Source organism: Altererythrobacter sp. GH1-8 (assembly GCF_043702085.1).
Taxonomy (GTDB): Bacteria; Pseudomonadota; Alphaproteobacteria; order Sphingomonadales; family Sphingomonadaceae; genus Erythrobacter.
Map to the genome: position 1 here is coordinate 2,740,974 of NZ_CP171690.1, position 18,649 is coordinate 2,759,622.

At 57.5% G+C, this 18,649-nt stretch carries 18 protein-coding genes; 4 read left to right on the plus strand and 14 right to left on the minus strand.

Annotation, left to right across the window (positions count from 1 at the left end):
* The first annotated feature begins 45 nt into the window (after positions 1 to 45).
* Positions 46 to 1,107, plus strand: a complete 1,062-nt coding sequence (locus ACG9DO_RS13270; protein WP_394728690.1) for an NAD(P)-dependent alcohol dehydrogenase — start codon at positions 46 to 48, stop codon at positions 1,105 to 1,107.
* Entirely contained in the window at positions 1,104 to 2,513 is a 1,410-nt protein-coding gene (locus tag ACG9DO_RS13275; RefSeq protein WP_394728692.1) for an FAD-dependent oxidoreductase, read from the plus strand. Before ACG9DO_RS13270 ends, ACG9DO_RS13275 begins: the two co-directional genes overlap by 4 nt.
* A gap of 15 nt (positions 2,514 to 2,528) precedes the next feature.
* Here the strand turns inward: ACG9DO_RS13275 and ACG9DO_RS13280 are convergent, their stop codons facing one another.
* The 9 genes from ACG9DO_RS13280 to ACG9DO_RS13320 all read right to left on the minus strand — a co-directional run bounded on the left by ACG9DO_RS13280 (position 2,529) and on the right by ACG9DO_RS13320 (position 11,234).
* Positions 2,529 to 3,326 (minus strand): IclR family transcriptional regulator C-terminal domain-containing protein, encoded by a 798-nt coding sequence (locus tag ACG9DO_RS13280; RefSeq protein WP_394728694.1) that lies wholly within the window; start codon positions 3,324 to 3,326, stop codon positions 2,529 to 2,531.
* 103 nt (positions 3,327 to 3,429) lie between these two features.
* On the minus strand, positions 3,430 to 4,578 hold the full coding sequence (locus ACG9DO_RS13285) for a CaiB/BaiF CoA transferase family protein (protein WP_394728696.1): 1,149 nt from the start codon (positions 4,576 to 4,578) through the stop codon (positions 3,430 to 3,432).
* A complete protein-coding gene (locus ACG9DO_RS13290) occupies positions 4,568 to 5,824 on the minus strand; it encodes a methylaspartate ammonia-lyase (RefSeq protein WP_394728698.1) in 1,257 nt (418 codons plus the stop codon). The genes ACG9DO_RS13285 and ACG9DO_RS13290 overlap by 11 nt, the downstream gene beginning before the upstream one ends.
* A 110-nt stretch (positions 5,825 to 5,934) precedes the next feature.
* Positions 5,935 to 6,261, minus strand: coding sequence for a hypothetical protein (locus tag ACG9DO_RS13295; protein WP_394728700.1), 327 nt, complete (start codon positions 6,259 to 6,261; stop codon positions 5,935 to 5,937).
* Positions 6,258 to 7,367, minus strand: coding sequence for a class I SAM-dependent methyltransferase (locus ACG9DO_RS13300; protein ID WP_394728702.1), 1,110 nt, complete (start codon positions 7,365 to 7,367; stop codon positions 6,258 to 6,260). The genes ACG9DO_RS13295 and ACG9DO_RS13300 overlap by 4 nt, the downstream gene beginning before the upstream one ends.
* 134 nt (positions 7,368 to 7,501) lie before the next feature.
* A complete protein-coding gene (locus ACG9DO_RS13305) occupies positions 7,502 to 7,789 on the minus strand; it encodes a YciI family protein (RefSeq protein WP_394728705.1) in 288 nt (95 codons plus the stop codon).
* Positions 7,789 to 8,664 carry an SDR family oxidoreductase gene (locus ACG9DO_RS13310; protein WP_394728707.1) on the minus strand — a complete coding sequence of 292 codons (876 nt, stop codon included), beginning with the start codon at positions 8,662 to 8,664 and terminating at the stop codon, positions 7,789 to 7,791. Before ACG9DO_RS13310 ends, ACG9DO_RS13305 begins: the two co-directional genes overlap by 1 nt.
* A complete protein-coding gene (locus tag ACG9DO_RS13315; RefSeq protein ID WP_394728708.1) occupies positions 8,661 to 9,935 on the minus strand; it encodes an FAD-dependent oxidoreductase in 1,275 nt (424 codons plus the stop codon). The genes ACG9DO_RS13310 and ACG9DO_RS13315 overlap by 4 nt, the downstream gene beginning before the upstream one ends.
* 147 nt (positions 9,936 to 10,082) lie before the next feature.
* Entirely contained in the window at positions 10,083 to 11,234 is a 1,152-nt protein-coding gene (locus ACG9DO_RS13320; protein ID WP_394728709.1) for a serine hydrolase domain-containing protein, read from the minus strand.
* A gap of 363 nt (positions 11,235 to 11,597) precedes the next feature.
* Here ACG9DO_RS13320 and ACG9DO_RS13325 point away from each other — a divergent pair, with 363 nt between their 5' ends.
* The gene (locus ACG9DO_RS13325; RefSeq protein WP_394728711.1) at positions 11,598 to 12,431 is read left to right on the plus strand and encodes a helix-turn-helix domain-containing protein; all 834 of its coding nucleotides are present in this window, start codon (positions 11,598 to 11,600) and stop codon (positions 12,429 to 12,431) included.
* Positions 12,432 to 12,553: 122 nt separating this feature from the next.
* Positions 12,554 to 13,594 carry a hypothetical protein gene (locus tag ACG9DO_RS13330; protein WP_394728713.1) on the plus strand — a complete coding sequence of 347 codons (1,041 nt, stop codon included), beginning with the start codon at positions 12,554 to 12,556 and terminating at the stop codon, positions 13,592 to 13,594.
* Between the two features lie 15 nt (positions 13,595 to 13,609).
* Here ACG9DO_RS13330 and ACG9DO_RS13335 read toward each other — a convergent pair whose 3' ends face one another.
* From ACG9DO_RS13335 to ACG9DO_RS13355, 5 genes are all read right to left on the minus strand, one after another.
* A complete protein-coding gene (locus tag ACG9DO_RS13335; RefSeq protein ID WP_394728714.1) occupies positions 13,610 to 14,545 on the minus strand; it encodes an alpha/beta fold hydrolase in 936 nt (311 codons plus the stop codon).
* Between the two features lie 4 nt (positions 14,546 to 14,549).
* Complete coding sequence (locus tag ACG9DO_RS13340; protein WP_394728716.1) at positions 14,550 to 15,392, minus strand: hypothetical protein; 843 nt, start codon at positions 15,390 to 15,392, stop codon at positions 14,550 to 14,552.
* The gene (locus tag ACG9DO_RS13345) at positions 15,382 to 16,569 is read right to left on the minus strand and encodes a hypothetical protein (RefSeq protein WP_394728718.1); all 1,188 of its coding nucleotides are present in this window, start codon (positions 16,567 to 16,569) and stop codon (positions 15,382 to 15,384) included. The genes ACG9DO_RS13340 and ACG9DO_RS13345 overlap by 11 nt, the downstream gene beginning before the upstream one ends.
* A gap of 5 nt (positions 16,570 to 16,574) precedes the next feature.
* Positions 16,575 to 17,531, minus strand: a complete 957-nt coding sequence (locus ACG9DO_RS13350; protein WP_394728720.1) for a hypothetical protein — start codon at positions 17,529 to 17,531, stop codon at positions 16,575 to 16,577.
* Between the two features lie 116 nt (positions 17,532 to 17,647).
* Positions 17,648 to 18,640 carry a hypothetical protein gene (locus tag ACG9DO_RS13355; RefSeq protein WP_394728722.1) on the minus strand — a complete coding sequence of 331 codons (993 nt, stop codon included), beginning with the start codon at positions 18,638 to 18,640 and terminating at the stop codon, positions 17,648 to 17,650.
* Positions 18,641 to 18,649 lie beyond the last annotated feature (9 nt).

Consider the following 18,649-nt stretch of genomic DNA (forward strand, 5'->3'; position numbering starts at 1 on the left):
CGCACCATCAGGGCCGCAGTATGCGAGGGGAGCGGCGCTCCACCTGTGATAGAGACACTTGTACTTGATGATCCCGCACCCGACGAAGTGGTCATCAAGCTGGAGGCAGCAGGCATCTGTCACACCGACCTTGGTATTTCTCAGTGGAGCGATAGCCCACGCGTCTTTGGTCACGAAGGCGCGGGGGTGGTTGTCGAAATTGGTGCTGCCATAACCCGCTTTGCCAAAGGCGACCGGGTGATCGCGACCTTTGGGTCGTGCGGCGCGTGTCCCAATTGTGAAGGCGGAAGACCCGCCTATTGCTTCGACGGGATCGCGCTCAACATCGATGGCAAGAGGAGCGCTGATCGCCCCTCCCTCACGCGAGAAGATGGCAGCGCAGTCGGCGGCGCATTCTTCCAGCAGAGCAGCTTTGCCACCCATGCGCTTACTACCGAGCGCAACCTCGTGAAAATTCCAGACGGCCTCGACATGACGATCGCCGCCCCGCTCGGCTGCGGCATTCAGACTGGGGCGGGTGCAGTCTTCAACCAGATCGGCGCCAAGGCAGGACGCCCGCTGCTGGTCGTGGGTGCGGGCGCGGTAGGCCTCGCCGCGATCATGGCCGGCAAGATCGTCGGCTGCGAACCCATCATTGCGGTCGAACTGAACGAGGATCGCCGCGCGCTTGCCCGAGAACTTGGGGCGACGCTCGCGCTGGATGGAGCGGACCCGGACTGGACCGAGCAAGTCATCGCCATCACGAAAGGCGGTGCGACCGCTGCGCTAGACACCGCAGGCACGCAGGCCACCTTCGAAGCGAGCCTTGCCGCGCTACACAGCGGTGGTTCGCTCGGTGTGCTGACCTTGCCCGGCGAGTTTGGCGCACCCATTGCACATCCGGGCGGACTCGACTTCATGACCAAGACCATTGTCGGCATCATCGAGGGAGATTCCGTACCAGTGGACTTCCTACCGCTGCTGATTGCACATTATGCGGCCGGCAATCTGCCAGTGGATCGACTGGTTAAAACCTTCCCTTTTGAGCAGATCGCCGAAGCTTTCGCAGATGCCGCGAGCGGCACCGCGATTAAGCCAGTCCTGATATTCGAGGAAATTGAGCCATGAGCGACATTCGTGTCATTCGTACAGACAGCGTTGAGACCGTTGCAGACATACCCGTGGTGATCATAGGCGGCGGGGGAACGGGGCTTTGCGCTGCACTCGCGGTCCGCGATGCTGGCGTGGATGTCCTCGTGGTCGAGCGCGACGGGCAGCCCATGGGGACGACCGCCATGTCGACCGGGCTGATCCCCGCAGCAGGCAGCTCGATCCAGCGCGAAAGGGGCATCGAGGATTCGCCCGAGCTATTTGCGTCCGACATCGCCAAAAAGGCCAAAGGCAAGGTCGACACAGAACTGGTCGCTCACCTCGCGAAAGAATCCGCGCGGACCGTGGATTGGCTCGCTGAAACGCATGGCCTCGACCTCAGCCTCGTCGAAGGATTCACTTATCCCGGCCACTCCGCCCTCAGGATGCACGGAATGCCTAGCCGCTCAGGCAGCGAGCTCATGGGCGCGCTCGCCAGTGCCTGCGAGGATGCTGGGGTTGATATCCTGACCGATAGCCTCGTCGATACTATCTATGTCGACAGCACGGACAGGGTCATTGCCATCGAGGCCACCCGTCCAGACGGCGAGTGCGATATCATTGGCTGCGGAGCGCTGATCCTCGCCTGCTGCGGCTTTGCAGGAAACCAGCGGATGGTGAGTGAACTGATCCCCGAACTGGAACATGCAACCTTTCACGGGCACCCCGGCAATAAGGGTCATGCCATTGCCTGGGGCCGCGAATTGAGCTTGGCGATGGCGGATCTCAGCGCGTATCAGGGCCACGCAGGACTCGCGGCAGGCTATGGCATTCCGATCCTGTGGCCGCTTATCACCGAGGGCGGAATTCAGGTTAACCGAGCGGGCAAGCGCTTTGCCAATGAAGCGGCAGGCTATTCCGAACAAGCAGTCGAAGTTCTGAAGCAAGAGGGCCACGTGGCTTGGAGCGTCTACGACGAGAGCCGACACGAAGTCATGAAGCAATTCGATGATTACCAACAGGCCATGTCTGCCGGGTGCCTGCAAACTGCAGACACGCTCGCAGAGTTAGCAGAGAAGATTGGAGTCGATCCGCAAGGACTTGAAGGTACGGTCGCCGAGACCCATCGCTTTATCGAAAGCGGTGAGCCCGATGCCTTTGGGCGCAGCTTCGCTGGCAAGGCACCGCTTTCGGCCCCGTTCTTCGCGGTGAAGGTAACTGGAGCGTTGTTCCATACGCAAGGCGGACTCGAAGTGGATGGGAATGCGCGCGTTCTTCGTTCTGATCGAACTCCCATGCCCAATCTTTATGCGGGAGGTGGGGCAGCGCGCGGCATTTCAGGCCCCGGAGCAGACGGCTATATGGCAGGCAACGGCCTGCTTACGGCAACAACGCTTGGGCGGCTTGCAGGAGAGCATGCCGCAAGCTGCGTCGTGACTTCTTAAGTCAAAGCAGGCTTTCTATGCGGCGCGCGCCTCAGCCTCGCGCAGCGCCTCGCTGATCGCCTGTGCGGTGTCCTGCATCGGCCGGAGGTACTTTCCGACCGCCTCGTCACCGCTCATGGCGCTGGCAAAGAAGATCAGCGCCAACGATCCGATCAGTTGCTTCTTGCCATCAAACAGCGGGACCGCGATCGACGAGGTCTTGCCGGGGTCCGCATTGTAAACGTTGCGGATTTGCAGTGCGTATCCATCCTTGCGGATCTTCGAGAGGATATAGTCATCACCCATCAGAACGAGGCCCATGTGCGAGCTTTCCGTCTCAATCGCCTTGAGGCCTTCGTTGATTGCTTCGCGCTCTTCGTCATCACAAAACGCAAGGTGCACCTTGCCAGTGGCGCATTCCGCAATCGGCAGGGTGTAGCCGGGGAAATAGTGCGAAAAAGTGAGCGAAGTCATCTTGTGAGTGGAGTCGCGGACCATCATCCGAGTGCCTACGCGCGTGGCGATGGAGATCGGCCATCCGACATCGTGGCAGAGTTTTTCGATATGCTCTCTTGCCGCAGAAACAAGCTGGTCCTCCGCCTGATACCCGGTTGATAAGGTATGCACGAGCGAGGTCACACGATAGCGCTTGCGATGCGGTTCCTTTTCAACCAGTCCTTCATGCAAAAGGGTCTGAATGATCCGGCAAGCAGTCGGATAGGGGACTTGGGCAGCACGCGCTATTCCCATCATTGATATGGGGCCATCCCGGTTGACCGTCGACAGAACGGCCAGTCCTCGGCTGATCGCTCGAATTGGTACACCGCGTTCCATATTGCGCCTTTGCTTTATGCAATTTTAGACAGGCAAGAGCCGTTGAGACAATAAGTAAAGCAATATCAGGGCAATGTCTAAGGCGCTGGACACTTTCTGTCGCTCAGAGCTCATTCCAGCTTGTAGGGGTCGTGAATTCCCTCCGGATATCAATAGAATGCTGACCAATCCTGGGAATGGATGGCAAGCGATCAGAAGGCGCATCTCCATAAACCGCGCCGGGTGCAATAATTTGGACTTCGCCCGCTTCGGTCTCGACCGACATGCGCCGCAGATGCGGGTGTTCTGCCAGCTCTGGGATCCCGTTCAACCGGCCATAGGCAATTCCGCTGCGTTCCAGCAAGTCCATCGCGTCTTCAATATCAAGCTGGGCAAACCGCGTGCGCACGCGGCTTTCGAGATCGCTTCTATTGTCAATCCGCTCCATATTGGTCTTGAACAAAGGGTCATCCGCCAGAGCAAGATCGCCCATCACGTGCTCGCAGAACAAACGCCATTCGCGCTGATTCTGAACTGAAAAGATGATCTGCTTGCCGTCATTTGTCGGGAAAGCGCCATAAGGCGCGATCGAAGGGTGATTGACGCCGCTGCGCCGGTTTTCATAACCACCATAAGCATACTGCAGGAAAGGCACGTTCATCCAGTCTGCTAGCGCATCAAACAACGAGACGCGGATACGCCTTCCCCGCCCTTCCCGTTCTCTGCGGTAAAGCGCCTGCAGAATTGCCGCATGTGCAGTCATGCCCGCCGCAATATCGCAGACCGATACGCCAACGCGGGCCGGACCTTCCGGTGTGCCAGTGATTGCGCACAGTCCCGCTTCGCCCTGCACGATTAGGTCATAGGCCTTGAGAGTCGAATATGGCCCTTCCTCGCCAAAGCCGGAAATTGAGCAAGCGATAAGCCGCTCATGGGTCTGGCAAAGAGCATCCAGATCGACACCGAATTTTTTCAGCGTCCCTGGCTTCAGATTTTCGATGAACACATCCGCTTTCGCGATCATGCGCAGCAAGAGGGTCAGGTCTTCCTCTTCGCGCAGATCAAGGCAAAGCGATTGCTTCCCGCGATTGAGCCAAACGAAATAGGCGCTCTCGCCCTTGACCATAGTGTCATAATTGCGGGCAAAATCACCTTCAGGACGCTCGATCTTGATAACACGCGCCCCTGCATCAGCGAGTCGTGAGCTGGCATAAGGAGCGGCCACGGCCTGCTCCAGCGAGACCACCAGAACGTCCTTCAGATCATCCTGCATCGGAAAGCTCCCTGCTCAGACGGGTACGAATAGTGGCCAGCGTTCGGGCCTGTTCATTGCCGACGATCGTGATACCTTCGTTAACGCCCATGCCCGGCTTCGCTAGCATCATGGTTGCGCGGGAAGCGAGTGCAACATGAACACAGGCGCGCGCAGATTCGTCCGTCTCCGCACTCGTGCCCCCGCTATAGGCACCAATGCCCGCCTCACGCGCGGCGATAATTGCGCGGGCTGTGTCGAGCAGGTTGCCAACATCAGGCGTTTTGACCTGAATCACATGCGCCGCGCGGGCCTGGATGAAGGCCTCGATATCGTCGAGCGTGTTGCAATGCTCATCCGCCACGACCCGCGCGTTGTCCGCGAGTTGGTTTACATGCTCGACAATCGCCGCGTAATTGTCGATCTGCGCTGCGCGGGTTCCATAGTCGGCGGGGCATTCAATGTTGAGCGTATAGCTGGGCACGCGCTCCGCCACCCTCGCAATATACTCCGCAATGGCGCGCGGATCGGTTCCGACGCCAAGGCCAATCCAGCCATAAACATCGAAATGGAGCACAGGTTTGTACCCTTCCGCACCCAGTTGCGCGATCCGCTGCGCAACCCAGCTGACATAATCCGCAAAGGTCTCGCCCGCGCGTCCAAACTTCTCGGCAGAGTTGATCAGGCCGTGCGGTAACACATCAACTTGCTTGAGGATCATGGTGTCCACGGCGTTGCGGCGGTCATCGCCGCTTTGCGCAAAGATCGGTACGGCCTCAGTGGGCGCAGCAAGGCCAAGCCACTCGGCGATCACCTCCGCCAGAGTAAGCTTGCGCGCATACGCCGCTGCCTTCAAAAAGGCCTGGCTAACACCATATTCGACAGCGAGCGGAAGGCGCTTGCCATCGTGATAGCGCATGACCTCGTCACAAAGCTTTGCGCCTTCGACGAGATCGAGGCCGCGCAGCCGCGAGACCATCACTTCGCGGCAGAAACTTTCGATCCGCTCCTGATCGAACAGGGGATCGCGGCCAGCTGCACCAGAGTACTGGACGCTAACCATATCACCCCAACTGACGGAACCATCGTCGAGCATCAACCCAATGGATAGGGCCTTCGAAGGCTGGCGAACGCTGGTGAAGCCTTGCGTAACCGGTTCGCCCAGATAGGCAACGCCATCATGCTCGCGCCCCTCGCGGATCGCGGCTTGGTCGTCGTAAAAGAATGCTCCATTGGTCGGCGCAAAGAGGACATCTACAATCTGCAAGTGCAGTCTCCAGGCGAGAATTGAACCGTTTGGGCTGCGCTGCCCCGGCAAGCGCGCGCTTGGCATATCAAGCAAGCTAATTATCCGCCTGACGGATTGTGGGGGAACCCCTAGCTGCTTTGGGCAAGTCGATTGACGAGCGGGCCCAACACGTCTTCGATCAGTTTCGAGCGATTGGCCTCACGCACCTTCGCGCTCTCCATATCCGGGACAAAAGCATCGATGGCATCGGATGCGACTACACCGCTTTTAGCCAGCAGCGTTTCCAGACTTGCGAGACGGTCGCGCGTCACGGACAATTCCATCGTGACCGTGACGAGCGAGCGAAGGAGGTGGTCCTTCACCGGATCATCAAAGAATGTCGTTGTGCGGTCCCCGGGCCGCGGGCCTGAGGGAAATTCCCCTGCGGTATCCGTTTGTTCGGTTGAGTCACTCATCGCGGCTTCCTGCCCCCGAAGAAGTGGTAGATCGCTGGCGCCTGCCCTTCATAGGTCGCAAAAGCCTGATCCGGGTCAAAGCCGGCTTTGACAGCCTCTTCCTTCATATCGAGACTGGCAAAACCGCTCCAGAACGGCTCGCCATTGTACCGCACCTGCCAGTTATTGGTCACTTGCTTGACCAACGGCATCCGTCCGGGCTGGTATGGCACATCCAGATGGAGCACGAGGCCGCCGGGCCGGACAAGCCGCCAGCATTCGCGCATGATATCATGCACTTGCGCTTTAGTTGTCTCATGGAACATGATGATGGAAACGATGAGGTCGAAGCTTTCATCCTCGAACCGGGTTGCGCCCGCATCCATCTCGGCAAAATGGACCGCAAGCCCTTCACTTTCTGCAAGGCCATGCGCAAAGCGGATGAAAGGGCGCGCGACGTCAATCCCGGTCACCTCTGCATCGGGAAAGGCACGCTTGTAGCCGAGCGTTTGTTCGCCGGTGCCGCAGCCCATGTCGAGGATCGTGGCAGGTTCGAGGTCTGGTGCGTACTTGCGGGCAATGCTTGCGACGAACTGGCCGATGGCGTCAGCAGCTGGCTTGGAGCCGATCCCCATGCCCTTGGCGTTACGGTACAAGTCGACCGTACCGGCATAATTCAACGCGACTTCGATGTCGTCAGCACGCCGTTCGCGCCAATAGCCTCCGGGTTGGCGATGGATTTCCGTCGTCGAAATCGGAGCCTTGACGAGCAGCTCATCGCTCAACGAAACCGACCCCCGGCGATCTTGCGAAGATGAGAGCGAGCGATAGGCATCGATCTGCTCGTCGATGGTCCTGTCGGTTGTGTCCTGTACTGCGTTCCACATCAGGTTCTGGCTGTGGAAGGTGAGCGAAGCCCATAGTTGATAAAGCGGATGCGGTTCCATCAAGGCTGCGGCATCATCACGCGTTTCTGGCGGTGTAGCCGCACTGGGGGCCAACTGCTTGTCAAAGACTTCGCCAAGCTTGCTCTCGACATCGAAGTTTACATACTTCTTGAAGCTCGCGACAAAAGCCTGCCGCGACGCCTCATCATGGTTGGGTTGAAACGCGATCCGCGCTGACACTTCTATCTGGCCCCTCTGCTCGACGACTCATCCTGGCTGCGAGCCGACTTCATCATAGCATGTATGCATCGCTCGGCGCATAGTTCCTGTTTCGCCTGCGTTGAGATCGCGTGGCGATTAAGCATGCTAAGCTCTCAAGAAGCCCAAGTGCCTGTTGCCGCCTTAAACTGCATGACTTCGATAGAGCCCCATACCCCCGCTGCGTGGAACGGATCTGCTTCGATGAAGGCGCGCGCTTCTTCGGCGTTCTCAGCGTTGTAAATGACCAACGAACCTGACTTTTCGCCAACCATCGGACCTGCAACGGCAATCTGGGCAGCATGCGCCTTGAAATGGGACAAGTGCCCCTCGCGGTGCTCGACCCTAGCCGCATCGCTGTCGGGGTTGTCATATGCGATGATTGCGAACAGTATTTCACTCATCACCCCAAGCCCTTCTCTTGAAGCACACGCTTCACATAGGAACGATACGAGTTTGCTGGCCTGCCGAGAATGCATTCGAGCACAACCGCATTCGAGCGAAATCCGTGCGCGTCGTAATGCCTATTCATTATTTCCATCTGCTCGATGCGATCATCGCTTGCGCCCGCTGCGCGTGCCTTCACCTTCATTTCTTCGATAGGTACCGCGCTCGCTTCAACAGGCTTGCCGATTACATCGGAAATGATGGTTGCCATCTCTCTTTGGCTAAGGGCTTCAGGCCCGGCCAATTCATAAGTGCCAAAGTGGTAAAGATCATCGCTTGCGACTACGGCGCACGCGTCTGCGAGGTCGAGCAAGTCCACGACATTGAATTTCCGGTCGATGTCGAATGGCATGGCGTGCACCCCTTCGCTCGTCACGCGGGGCCAGATCGACTCTAAATGCTGCATGTAGCGCGATGGCTGGAGGATAGTGTGGGTGAGCCCCGAGTTGATGAGCCGCTCTTCCACTTCCAGTTTAAGGCGGTGGTGTCGTATCGCACGCGAAAGCGGATGCATGACGGAATAGTAGATGAAATGTTCGACTTGAGCTGCGAGCGATGCTTCGATCAGCACGGCGCTTGCGCCTTCCTCGCCAGCATACATAGGCGGTCCGACGTGTAGCACCTTGGACGCGCCTTCGGTTGCCTCGAAGATGGAATCCACATCTTCCAGGTTTCCGAGCGCGAACTCGCTTGCACCAATCTCAAGCAGGTCTTGGGCCTGAGCTTCATCGCGGATGAATACCCGCACGGGGATTTTCGCGAAGACAAGTGCCTTGAGAATGGCTCTGCCTGTGCGTCCGTTCGCACCGGTCAGCAATAAGGGTGCGCTCATGCCGCTTCTCTTCCTTTATCAGCGGGCTTTTCCTTGCCGATCTCAAGGCTATCCCACAGCGATTTGATCATTGAAGATTCAAGTAGATATTCGTCTTGCTCTTCCTGAGATTCGGCAAGCCGGCGAAACTTCTTCCGCCGTTCCTCCTGGAGCGAAGTGCTCTTCGATTCCATGATCCGCTTGTTTTCCTTGGTCCGCGCCTGAATGAACGCGATGCAGATGCCGCGACGCTGCTCATCATAGAGATCGAGCAAGCGATGCCGATCAGCGCCTTCGCGGATAATCGCAACGAGCTTTTCGCCTAGGCTGAAGGCATCGTGGATACCTCCATTCATACCCATCCCGCCAAGCGGATTGTTCACATGCGCCGCATCCCCAGCAAGCAGCACCCGATCATCGACGCGATAGGTTTCCGCAACCCGTTGGTGAACACGGTACAAGGTCCTGTGCTCGATATCGTAATCGCCCTCTTTCGGATGGAGGCGCTGCAGCCGGTCCTGGATGAATGCATCGGAGAGGAGCTGTTCGGGGTCAGCGGCAGGATCAGTCGGAAACTGGACCCGCCAAAGATCTCGCGTCTTTAAAAGGACGCACCATTCGTCCGGATCCGACACGTAATTGACCCATCGCAACTGGTCAAAAACGCGCTCAAACGGGAACCTCGTTGAGACGACTAGGAAACGCTCAGGGTAAGTCAAACCTTCGAACAGCGTGGCCGATGCGTGACGAATGCGACTATTTGCGCCATCTGTGCCGACAAGGAAGGAGCCATGGACGCAATGCTCCTGCTCGCCATCAAACACTAGCGCCTTCACACCTGCCGATGTGGACGAGTAACCGAGCACCTTGGTCCCCATCCGCACTTCCGCATGTGGATACTGCTCAAGCATTTCAGCGGCCGTCATAACCAATTTGTACTGCTCGCACTGCAAGCGATAAGGATGATTGGTCACTCCAGCCAAGCGCGCAAGATTGAAGCTGAAAGCTTCTCCCGAGGCGCGCTCACGGAACTGAAATTCACGCACGATCAAGCCTTGCGGGATCAGCTTCTCTGTCAATCCCAACTCGTCGAGCATGTCGAGCGTTGGCGGATGGAACGTCGATGCGCGCAGATCCAATGGGAACTCTTCGGCACCTTCAAACAAAATCACGGGTACACCTGCTTGAGCAAGATAAAGCGCGAGCGTCGCCCCAACGGGTCCACCTCCCGCAATAAGCACGGGCTGAACTTCGGATCTAACAGACCGCAAGTCCGCTTCTGCAGTGTTCATTGGGCAACCTTTCGACCAATCATAATTCAAGACGGGGCCAACATTACTGGCTTGAAGGCGGCACGAACCTCAAATGATCACGAATTTCGACAGGTGAATTTCTACGAAGGAGCCAGTCGATGGTCGAAGCCGGGAAAGCTCTCCCGCTTACATCGGCTGCGGCTCTGGCAGAGCGGCAGGATTCTCTCTGAAAGCATCCTTTATCAGCAAATTGGGTAGGAACGTGTTATCCCATTCTGCGACGTCCTTTGGCGCTCTTCCTCCCACCCGCAAGATAACCATATTGGCTGACGGGACCATGTAAACAACTTGGTTTCCATTTCCATCGAAGAGAAAAACGTCCTTGTCGGCATAGGGTTCAGAGTGGAATACCTTGCCATAGGGAACCGAGGGATGCGCATAGCCACGCCGCTCGACGTAGGAATGAGGCAACCAGACACCAAGCCCGTAATAGGGGTTTTGCTCTGTCCCGGTGCGCATGGCACTGACATAGCCCTCGGGTAGCAGCCTCTTTCCGTCCCACACGCCATCCTGAAGCAGCAAGACGCCCAGTTTGAGATAGGTTCGCGCCGGCAAGAGCGCACAACAACCTGAATGCGCTGTGCCCCCAATCTGATTGACCCAGATCGACCCACCCTTGGCACCGAGCGGCTGAAGCAAGGCTTCCGTGAGATACTCGCCATAGCGCTTGCCAGTCGCTCGTTCGATCACCGGCGCAACCATCTCGCTTGTCGCATTGGCATATTCGTATCGAGAGCCAGGTTCATCGACCACGGGCATTTCGTTTATGATGATTTCATCATGGCGCGGGTGGAGATAAGCTCGGTTGAGGATGTCCTCGGGCTTGTCCGCAAGCGCTTGCGGCAAAAATCCGCTGCGCATGTCGAGCAAATGGCGAATGAGGATCCGCTCACGCAGTTCATCTCCTCGCCATTCCGTGATGAAGTCGGCTACTGGCTGATCAAGCGATTTAATGAACCCTTCAGAGATGGCTCGTCCGATAATGATGGCCGAGATCGGCTTGGCGAGCGAACGCGATACGAGGGGTGTATCCTGCCCAACGTCGCCATAATAGGCCTCTTGCTCGATGACGCCATTGCGCCAAACGATGAAAGCAGACGTATTTCGCCCGTCGACATAACTGCGAGCAGTTTCCAGAGCGGTCGGTGACAGTGAAGCAGCCGCTTCAACAGGAATAGGTGCAGGTTGGTCTGCCCCCTTCAGGGGTTCAAGCGTATCATATCCTCCAAGACCCACGCCTCCGCTTGCACCATCGGCCAAGCTATTGAAGCGCTTCATGTAAAGGGCCTCAGCATCTTCCACCGAAAGAAGCTCTGCTCGCTCATTTGTCGGAGTTGCACAAGCGGTCAACGCGAAAGCAAGGAAGCAAGCAGGTGCAAGCAAGCGGAGAGGGCGAGAAAGTCGAGTTTGGTGCAGGATAAGCATCGCCTGTAGATATCAAGACTGATCCGCCTCCCGCATTCTAGAAGATAAAAATTCGCCAAGCGAATAAAGGAAACTTGAAACCCTTGGAATCTCGCCCACGGCCATAAATTTGTTCAAGCTATGAATAAAAGGCTACTTTCGGCGACTCGTGGTTGATTCTGGAACTCTGTCCCGCAGCACGCTTAGTCCGATGGTTGGAAGGACGGGGTCTCGAGCATGACAACGGAAAAGGCCAATTCCCCTCAGGAAGTCTCACAGGGCGTACCTGTCCGCGCTGTAAGCCGCGCGTTCGAAATCCTCCAGTCTATCAACCGACTGGGCAATCCAACGATGATGGATGTCAAGGAGGATTGCGGGCTCCCCTACCCGACGGTCTACCGCATGATCATGACGCTGGTCCACGATGGCTGGATCGAGATGGAAAACTCTCGCAAGCGGTATCGTCCGACCCAACGCGTATGGTCTCTCGTGAGTGGATTCCAGACTCAAGACCTGCTGGTCGCTTGCGCGCGGGAGCATATCGTCGAACTGACTGCGAAGATGTTGTGGCCGGTAACCTTGTCGGTTCGCGTAGGCGATCGCATGATGGTCAAGGATTCCACGCACACCATGACCAGCCAAACCTTCGCGAATTACTATCCCGGCTACACTCTGCCCTTAGTCGACTGCAGCGCCGGCAAGGCCTATCTTGCGTTTTGCGAGGAGAAGGTGCGCAAGATCATCTTGGACAGCGCGGCAAAGTCGGAAGACGAACAAGTCCAGTGGGCGTTGCAGATCGTTGGAGACGAAGCCTACTTGGAGAACATTCGCAAACAGGGGTTCGCGACCCATGCCCGCGTGCTGCACACTGAAAACCCCGGCAAGACCTCGGCAATTGCCGCACCTGTGATGGTCCAAGGTAGCCTCGAAGCTTCATTGGCGTTGGTCTATTTCGATAAAGCGATGAGCGAGAAAGAAGCCATAGCACGATATTCTGAGCCACTGATTTCGACGGCACATGCCATTGGCAAAGCAGCAGCGGCAAAGATTGCCGAGACTGTCGCCGTGTAGCGTCGAGCCGATAATTGTCATACCGCGTGTTCATTGGCCGAACAGTGCGTCTCCGCCTGCACGAGACCCGTGCAATTTGCAGGTAAACCGCGACTTGGATTCCACGACAATCGGAGCATGCCATGCCGCTTGACCCTCTACCCGCCGAACCCCGCTACGCCGAGGCCTCAGGGATGGAAAATTCCGTCAGTTCGCGGCGTTCAGTGATAAAGGGCTTTGCGATGTTTGGCGGAGGAATCGCTCTGGTCCAACCCATCGATGTCATGGCGATGATGCAAACGGCAGAGAAATCCGCTGAAGATGCGGTCGTCCAGCAGTTGAGCGAGCATGCACGCGCGACGAGCCTGCCCAAAGAAGCTCACGCTCTGCCGCGGTGGAAGCCAGAATTCACGGGACCCTATGACTTGTCACGCCCGCTCGACAATCATCACGCCTTCGCCAAGGTGCAAGCCAATCTTGCTGGCGAGTATTCCTGGCTTGCACAATATGGCTGGGTGATGCTCGCACCTCCGGGGCAGCCTGCCTTTCCCTGGCTCGGCAAGGTCACCTTGGTGCAGTTATTCGTGACCCCCGCCAGCGAGGAAATCACACCCGGCGAGGAATTGAGCGAGCATGACTATGTGCTGTGGGGCACCTTTAACCAGGTCTATGTCGACCCACGCACGATGGCGCCACTTGATCGCGTGCTCAATCCCTACACCGGCAAGACAATCGATGTTCCCAGCGTCGATTACGCCGATCGGCTGACCATGCGTCTGGGCCGTCGCCTGATCGTTCCAGGTGTCGATCCGAAGTTCTACGACCAGCCTTGGGATCGAGATGGCGGCTATTCGCAGCATTTCATCGATACAGGCAACGAGATTGCCTACACGGTGCTCGGTGCTTCGCAGCAACCCGGCCCGCATCAACCGCGCGTTGACGTCGCACACTGGACTTCCACCCGCGACGACATCATGGATCCGGCCAAGCGCTCGATCGACTGCAAGCGCGATTACACTTCGGTCATGTACGCGGCGGAATATCCCTGGATGGGGGTGGAGCGCGGCGATCCGACGCAGATCATTACCCACCTTTCCGGGTTGAAGACACAGAACGTTGCGCGCCTGCCCGATTTCATCAAGCCGTTGGTGCTCGACCGGTTCAAGGGCCGCTATGTGATATGAACCAAACGTCGGAGATCATTTCCCGGCGATAAAGTCTGCCACAATCTCGTTAAAGCGCTCGGTCTCATACCAGAAACTAAGCGAACCGCCGTTGGGGATAGTTGCGATTTCCGCGTCGGGCAGTTTGCCCGCAATACGTTCAATCATTTCGCGACCGATGCCCTCCTCGACGGTCACGACGAACAGGACAGGCACTTCAAGCGTCTCGACAAGGTCGCTGTTGTCGGTTGGCCGATCGCGCATGGCTGCTCTCACCCAATGCGGCACCAGCATCGAGGACGTGCGAATGATTTCCGCCTCTTCCTGTGGGAGCGGACCAGCCCGCATCAGGTAATCGCCGAATTCCCACGTCCATTGACGCAGCGTCGCAAGGTCTGCCGACTGCGAACGCGCGATCCTTGCTCGATACGCTGCATCCTTAATCGGCTCCGGGGTTGGCTCGAGCCCACCATTGGCCTCTACGAGCACAATGCCCGAGACCCCGTCTGTGCCGTAGTGACGGACGTAGTCCATCACATTCAGCCCGCCATAGGCCCACGCCACCAGGGTTGGCTTCTCGACACCTGAGGCCTTGATCGCCGCAGCAATATCCTCGGCATGCAAGCGAGGATCGGTGTAGGAGCCCGCAAACACTGGCTTGGCCGATGCGCCGTGCCCGCGCATGTCGAGCGAAACGAGCCGGTGCGTTTTACCGAGATCGCTTTCGTACTGCTTCTCCCAGTTCATCGTGCTGCCCATCAGGCTGTGCATGAAGACAATCGCGGGGCCTTCGGGATTGCCAGCGACCGTCACCGCGATGGGCAAGCCGCCTCCGCCTTCAACCATGAAGGTACGCTTTTCTGCTTCGGCACCCGGCGCGGTCTCCACCTCGAGGTGATCATCGGCGAAAGCGGTAAAGGGAACTGCGAACACAATCGCCATTGCGCCTGCAACATGGATAAGGCGTCTCATAGGATCAGAACCTCTCCGGATACTGCGCAATCAGCGTTCGCTGGAACTCAGGTGGGACATCGTTCAGACTGCTAACCTTCTTGCCTACCTTGAGCGTGAAAATCTTGGATGGATCGCCCTTCGCAACGTCGGCCCAACGGTAGCGGTCAGCGGGGAAATTCGCAGCAAAGCTGTAGTTGCAATCGGCTGAGCCGGTTGATGGGTCCATCACATCGGCATAATTTGCTGTCAGGACCGCGCTGTCGACCTTTGGTTGGTGCTCGCCTGGCTCTTTGTCTGGGTCGAAATTCACAATCGAGAACTCGTCACCCATCCGGTAGTGCGGGCGGTGCTGTTGGAACACGATATTGGGCTCGGCAACCTCCGGATCCACCGGAAACCCGTTCCCGCCGAAAAGCGTATCTTCGAGCTTGACGGTCTTCCCTGTATAAGGATTGTCATAGCTTGAAATCGGTTCGAACGTTGCCGGATCGACCGGAGTTCTTGTGAACAGCGCGCCGATCTTGCCTGCCGTTGCGCCCTCTTCGGGCGCGTCAATCCAGATCGTCATTGCTTCGAGCTCGGCGAGGATTTGGTAAGGTGGCTTGCCCGGCTCGCAGAACATGTGCCGCGACATGTTCCACAAATACACCCGCTTGCCGGTCAGGCTGGCATTGATCTTGATCCGCGCAAGCAAGCGGTCACGGGGATTGTCGAGATCAAAGTTGCCGCTTTTCCCGAAGACCGAGACGCCATGGCCCGAATGCGCACGGGTGGGCACGCTGGTCGAAAGCAACGGCGCGGCAAAGGCGGCCCCGGTGCCTGCTAGAAAAAATCTGCGATCAATCTCGCTAATGTCATTCGCCAAAGCGCTGCATCCCTTCCAGTGTCCCATCCGTGCTTACTGCGAGTCCGATCCCGCGAGTTGGCTTGCCGCTGACCAGCGGATCGGCAAAACCGTAGTAGTACATCCGTAGCTCATCGCCGGCCTGAACCAGGTTGGCGATGGAGACACCTGCGCCATCCCAACGGTCAAGCGCGGAAGGATAGAAAAAGGGTTCGTCAGTGATGTGCCGCCAACTGATTGCATCGTCGGACACTGCGCCTCCCATAACTCGCAACATCGACGAATAGCGCCCGTCCAGGCCGCCGTAGATCATCAGCCATTTGCCATCATCGGTAAGGAAATTGGGCACGATCTGGCGGCTGACCATGCCGCGCCGTTCCCAGATCTTGACGCCATCTTCCCAGTGGATTGTCCCGAGATCCTTCCAATTCACCAGATCAGTCGAAGCGGCGACGCGCGATTCCCAATAGGCCGTGCCAACGGGAACCGCGGAATATTGCATCAGAAACCGCTCACCATCGTGAATGAGTGAAGGAAATGCCGCATAGATTGCATTGCCGATATCCACCGCAGCGCCCATCGGCGCATGGCCTTTTACGCGCTCCCAATGGATGCCGTCATTGCTGGTCGCAATTCCTGGCCTTAGACGATAGCCGCGCCCTTGGTAGCTGGGCCAGACTTCCTTTCCGTCGATTTCCATCGGGATCGTGGAATCGCCACCATAATAGGCCATGACCCATTGGTCGCCATGCCGCAGCACTTCGCCGGTACCGACCATGATCTCGTCGAAGGTTCCTGGCACTCCACTCGGGATAAAGATTGCCCCTTCTTCAAGGTGCCCTTCGTAACGTTGCCAGTTAATGCCATCGTCTGATGTTGCGAGGCCGATCGAACCCATCCCGAAGCTTGGCGCAATGTCCTCCGGAAAGCGCTTGCTGCGGCCGTAGTAATACATCCACCACTGCTGTTTCTCTTCGTTCCACAGCACAGAAGGGCCGCCGATCTTGGCGTCGTCGAAACGCCCTTCAGGGCCAGTGTCGAACAAAAAACCAGGGTTGGCAGTTCGGCTAGCTGCGGCGAGCAAGGCGCTCGATCCAAATCCGCTGCCTGCAAGGCCGAGCAGCCCCGTGGCTGCAAACGAGAATTTTCGCCGTGTCAGGCCTGTTTGCGCAAAGCAGTTCAATTCAGAACGGTCCATGGCGATCAGATCCTGTCTGGATATTTGGCAAGCAGCGTGCGGTTGATGATCTCCGGCATGTCATCGAGATCGTGAATCTTCGTGCCCTTCACGTTCCACAGCATCTGGGTCTGGTCAGGCTTGTCAAAGCCGGTCCAGTCACGCTCCCATGCGCGCAGCAAGCCTGCGAAATTGTAGTCAACCGGTCGCAGCTGGCGATCCGGCAGCATCAAGTCGGCATAATCCATTGTCCATGTTGAGGTGTCCATTCGCGGCTGGTGCGGTCCCTCGCTTGAGAAAATGCCATCAAGGAACAGGCAGATGTCATCGCCGAAGCGCGCCATGGGGCGCAGACGAGCCTTTGAGGTTTCGTCGTCTTCCATGAAACCTTCGCGGTCGACGCTTTCGCCGCCACCGCGTGGGTAAAAGACATAGCTTTCTGCCGAGAGCGAGTCCTCGACCAGCACGTCGCGATCCAGCACGTGATTGTAAACCGTCTCTACCGGTTCATAGGTTCGCGGATCAAGGATCATGCCGGTGTACATCGCCCGCTGGACCATCGAACCTGCGGGAGCATCGGGATACTCTTCCGGATCAAGCTCCTGCAATTGCCAGGTCCACATCCCGACATGGCCATAGAACGCCGCTCCACCTTTCCCCTGCGGACCAAGCAGAGCGCGCGTAATCATGGGGATATACGTCTTCTCGCCCATCAGGTTGTTGGTGATCTTCATCGTGGCTAGGTTGTTGTCGGACATTTTCGAAAGATCGAAATTGCCCTTCTTTTCAGGCACCCATGGAGTCTTCTTCCAAAGCTCGGGGGCCAGGGATGTATTCTTGGGCTGAGTGCGGTTCTGCGCAATCGCTGGCTCCGGCAAGACTTGCATTTTTGCCAATGCCCCGAGCGCGACCAGCCCGCCAAGCTTGAGGGCGCTGCGACGGCTGGGCGAATGGCTAATGTCGTCGCTTGTGTTCTTGCTCATTGGCGATCTCCAACTGGCACACGACCAAGTGCGTTGTTCCTTCTCTCCCGAGGACCAATCCACTTTTCAAAACTGTCTGGTCGGCGCAGCCGCATTGCGTGGCGCCGACACGTTTATCAGAGCCGATGCGGATAGCGTTCCGCGATCACCCGCTTGTGAATGTCTGGCAGCGCTTCAGCCGAGTGCACTTTCTTGCCGCGGGCCAAGGTCGCGAAGAATTCTGGATCAGCGGTGGTGAAGCCGGTCCACTCCTTCTCATAGGCCTTGTTGAGCCCCATCAGAGAGTAATTTGTCCGGATCAGATCGGCATCAGGATCCATGACCTCAGCCTTCGAAGAGGTCCAGTTGTTCTCGGTTAGGCGAGGCTGGTGGATGCCTGGATTTGAATAAAGACCGCCCAGATACAGGATCAGCTCATCACCCCAGTCCCGGATCGTCGAGATGCGTGGCACACTGGCTGAATCATTGGCGAAGACTTCCTCGCCGACCATGCGTGTCCCGCCGAGCGGATAGTGGAGGAAATTCTCGACGAAGCGAAGGTCTTCAACCTGCATCATCTTGCCGGTGATCTGGTTCTTCAGCTCTGTCACCGGCTCCATCGTTTCGGGGTCGAGATAGACCGCAGTGTAGGCCGAGCGCGAGACCGCGGTACCTTCAGGCACGTCGCCAAATTCCTCGCGGGTTGCGACTTGAAGCTGCCAGGTGAACATGGATGCGACACCAAGGGCCATGACCGGCGGATCGTTTTCGCGCGCGAAAATCATCCGAGCGAGCATCGGGATATAAGTGCGTTCGCCAACCAGATTGCTTGTCATTTTCAGTTTGGCGAGGTTGTTATCGACCGGATCGGAGAGGTCGAAATTGCCCGTCTTTGGAGCCTTCCACGGGGTTCCCGTGTTGAACTCATCATTCAGGAATTCGCGCGGCCGACTGACAGTCGGATTAAAGGCCTCTTCTTTCGGCTTCTTCGCCTTGCCGTGTTCATGCGCCTTTGCGCTTCCGCCAAGCGGGGCAAGCGCTGCTGCCCCTGCAAGGCCAACCATCGAACCCAGCAGCGCACGGCGGATGGAATCGTGAGCGATTGGTTCCTGGTCTCCTGATCTGCTCATAGTAGTCAT

Excerpts from the sequence above, each read along its gene's own strand:
- ACG9DO_RS13295 (WP_394728700.1), bottom strand. The coding sequence starts at position 6,261 with ATGAGTGACTCAACCGAACAAACGGATACCGCAGGGGAATTTCCCTCA.
- ACG9DO_RS13280 (WP_394728694.1), bottom strand. The coding sequence starts at position 3,326 with ATGGAACGCGGTGTACCAATTCGAGCGATCAGCCGAGGACTGGCCGTT.
- ACG9DO_RS13310 (WP_394728707.1), bottom strand. The coding sequence starts at position 8,664 with ATGAGCGCACCCTTATTGCTGACCGGTGCGAACGGACGCACAGGCAGA.
- ACG9DO_RS13275 (WP_394728692.1), top strand. The coding sequence starts at position 1,104 with ATGAGCGACATTCGTGTCATTCGTACAGACAGCGTTGAGACCGTTGCA.
- ACG9DO_RS13285 (WP_394728696.1), bottom strand. The coding sequence starts at position 4,578 with ATGCAGGATGATCTGAAGGACGTTCTGGTGGTCTCGCTGGAGCAGGCC.
- ACG9DO_RS13320 (WP_394728709.1), bottom strand. The coding sequence starts at position 11,234 with ATGAAGCGCTTCAATAGCTTGGCCGATGGTGCAAGCGGAGGCGTGGGT.
- ACG9DO_RS13305 (WP_394728705.1), bottom strand. The coding sequence starts at position 7,789 with ATGAGTGAAATACTGTTCGCAATCATCGCATATGACAACCCCGACAGC.
- ACG9DO_RS13330 (WP_394728713.1), top strand. The coding sequence starts at position 12,554 with ATGCCGCTTGACCCTCTACCCGCCGAACCCCGCTACGCCGAGGCCTCA.
- ACG9DO_RS13315 (WP_394728708.1), bottom strand. The coding sequence starts at position 9,935 with ATGAACACTGCAGAAGCGGACTTGCGGTCTGTTAGATCCGAAGTTCAG.
- ACG9DO_RS13345 (WP_394728718.1), bottom strand. The coding sequence starts at position 16,569 with ATGGACCGTTCTGAATTGAACTGCTTTGCGCAAACAGGCCTGACACGG.
- ACG9DO_RS13355 (WP_394728722.1), bottom strand. The coding sequence starts at position 18,640 with ATGAGCAGATCAGGAGACCAGGAACCAATCGCTCACGATTCCATCCGC.
- ACG9DO_RS13325 (WP_394728711.1), top strand. The coding sequence starts at position 11,598 with ATGACAACGGAAAAGGCCAATTCCCCTCAGGAAGTCTCACAGGGCGTA.
- ACG9DO_RS13350 (WP_394728720.1), bottom strand. The coding sequence starts at position 17,531 with ATGAGCAAGAACACAAGCGACGACATTAGCCATTCGCCCAGCCGTCGC.
- ACG9DO_RS13335 (WP_394728714.1), bottom strand. The coding sequence starts at position 14,545 with ATGAGACGCCTTATCCATGTTGCAGGCGCAATGGCGATTGTGTTCGCA.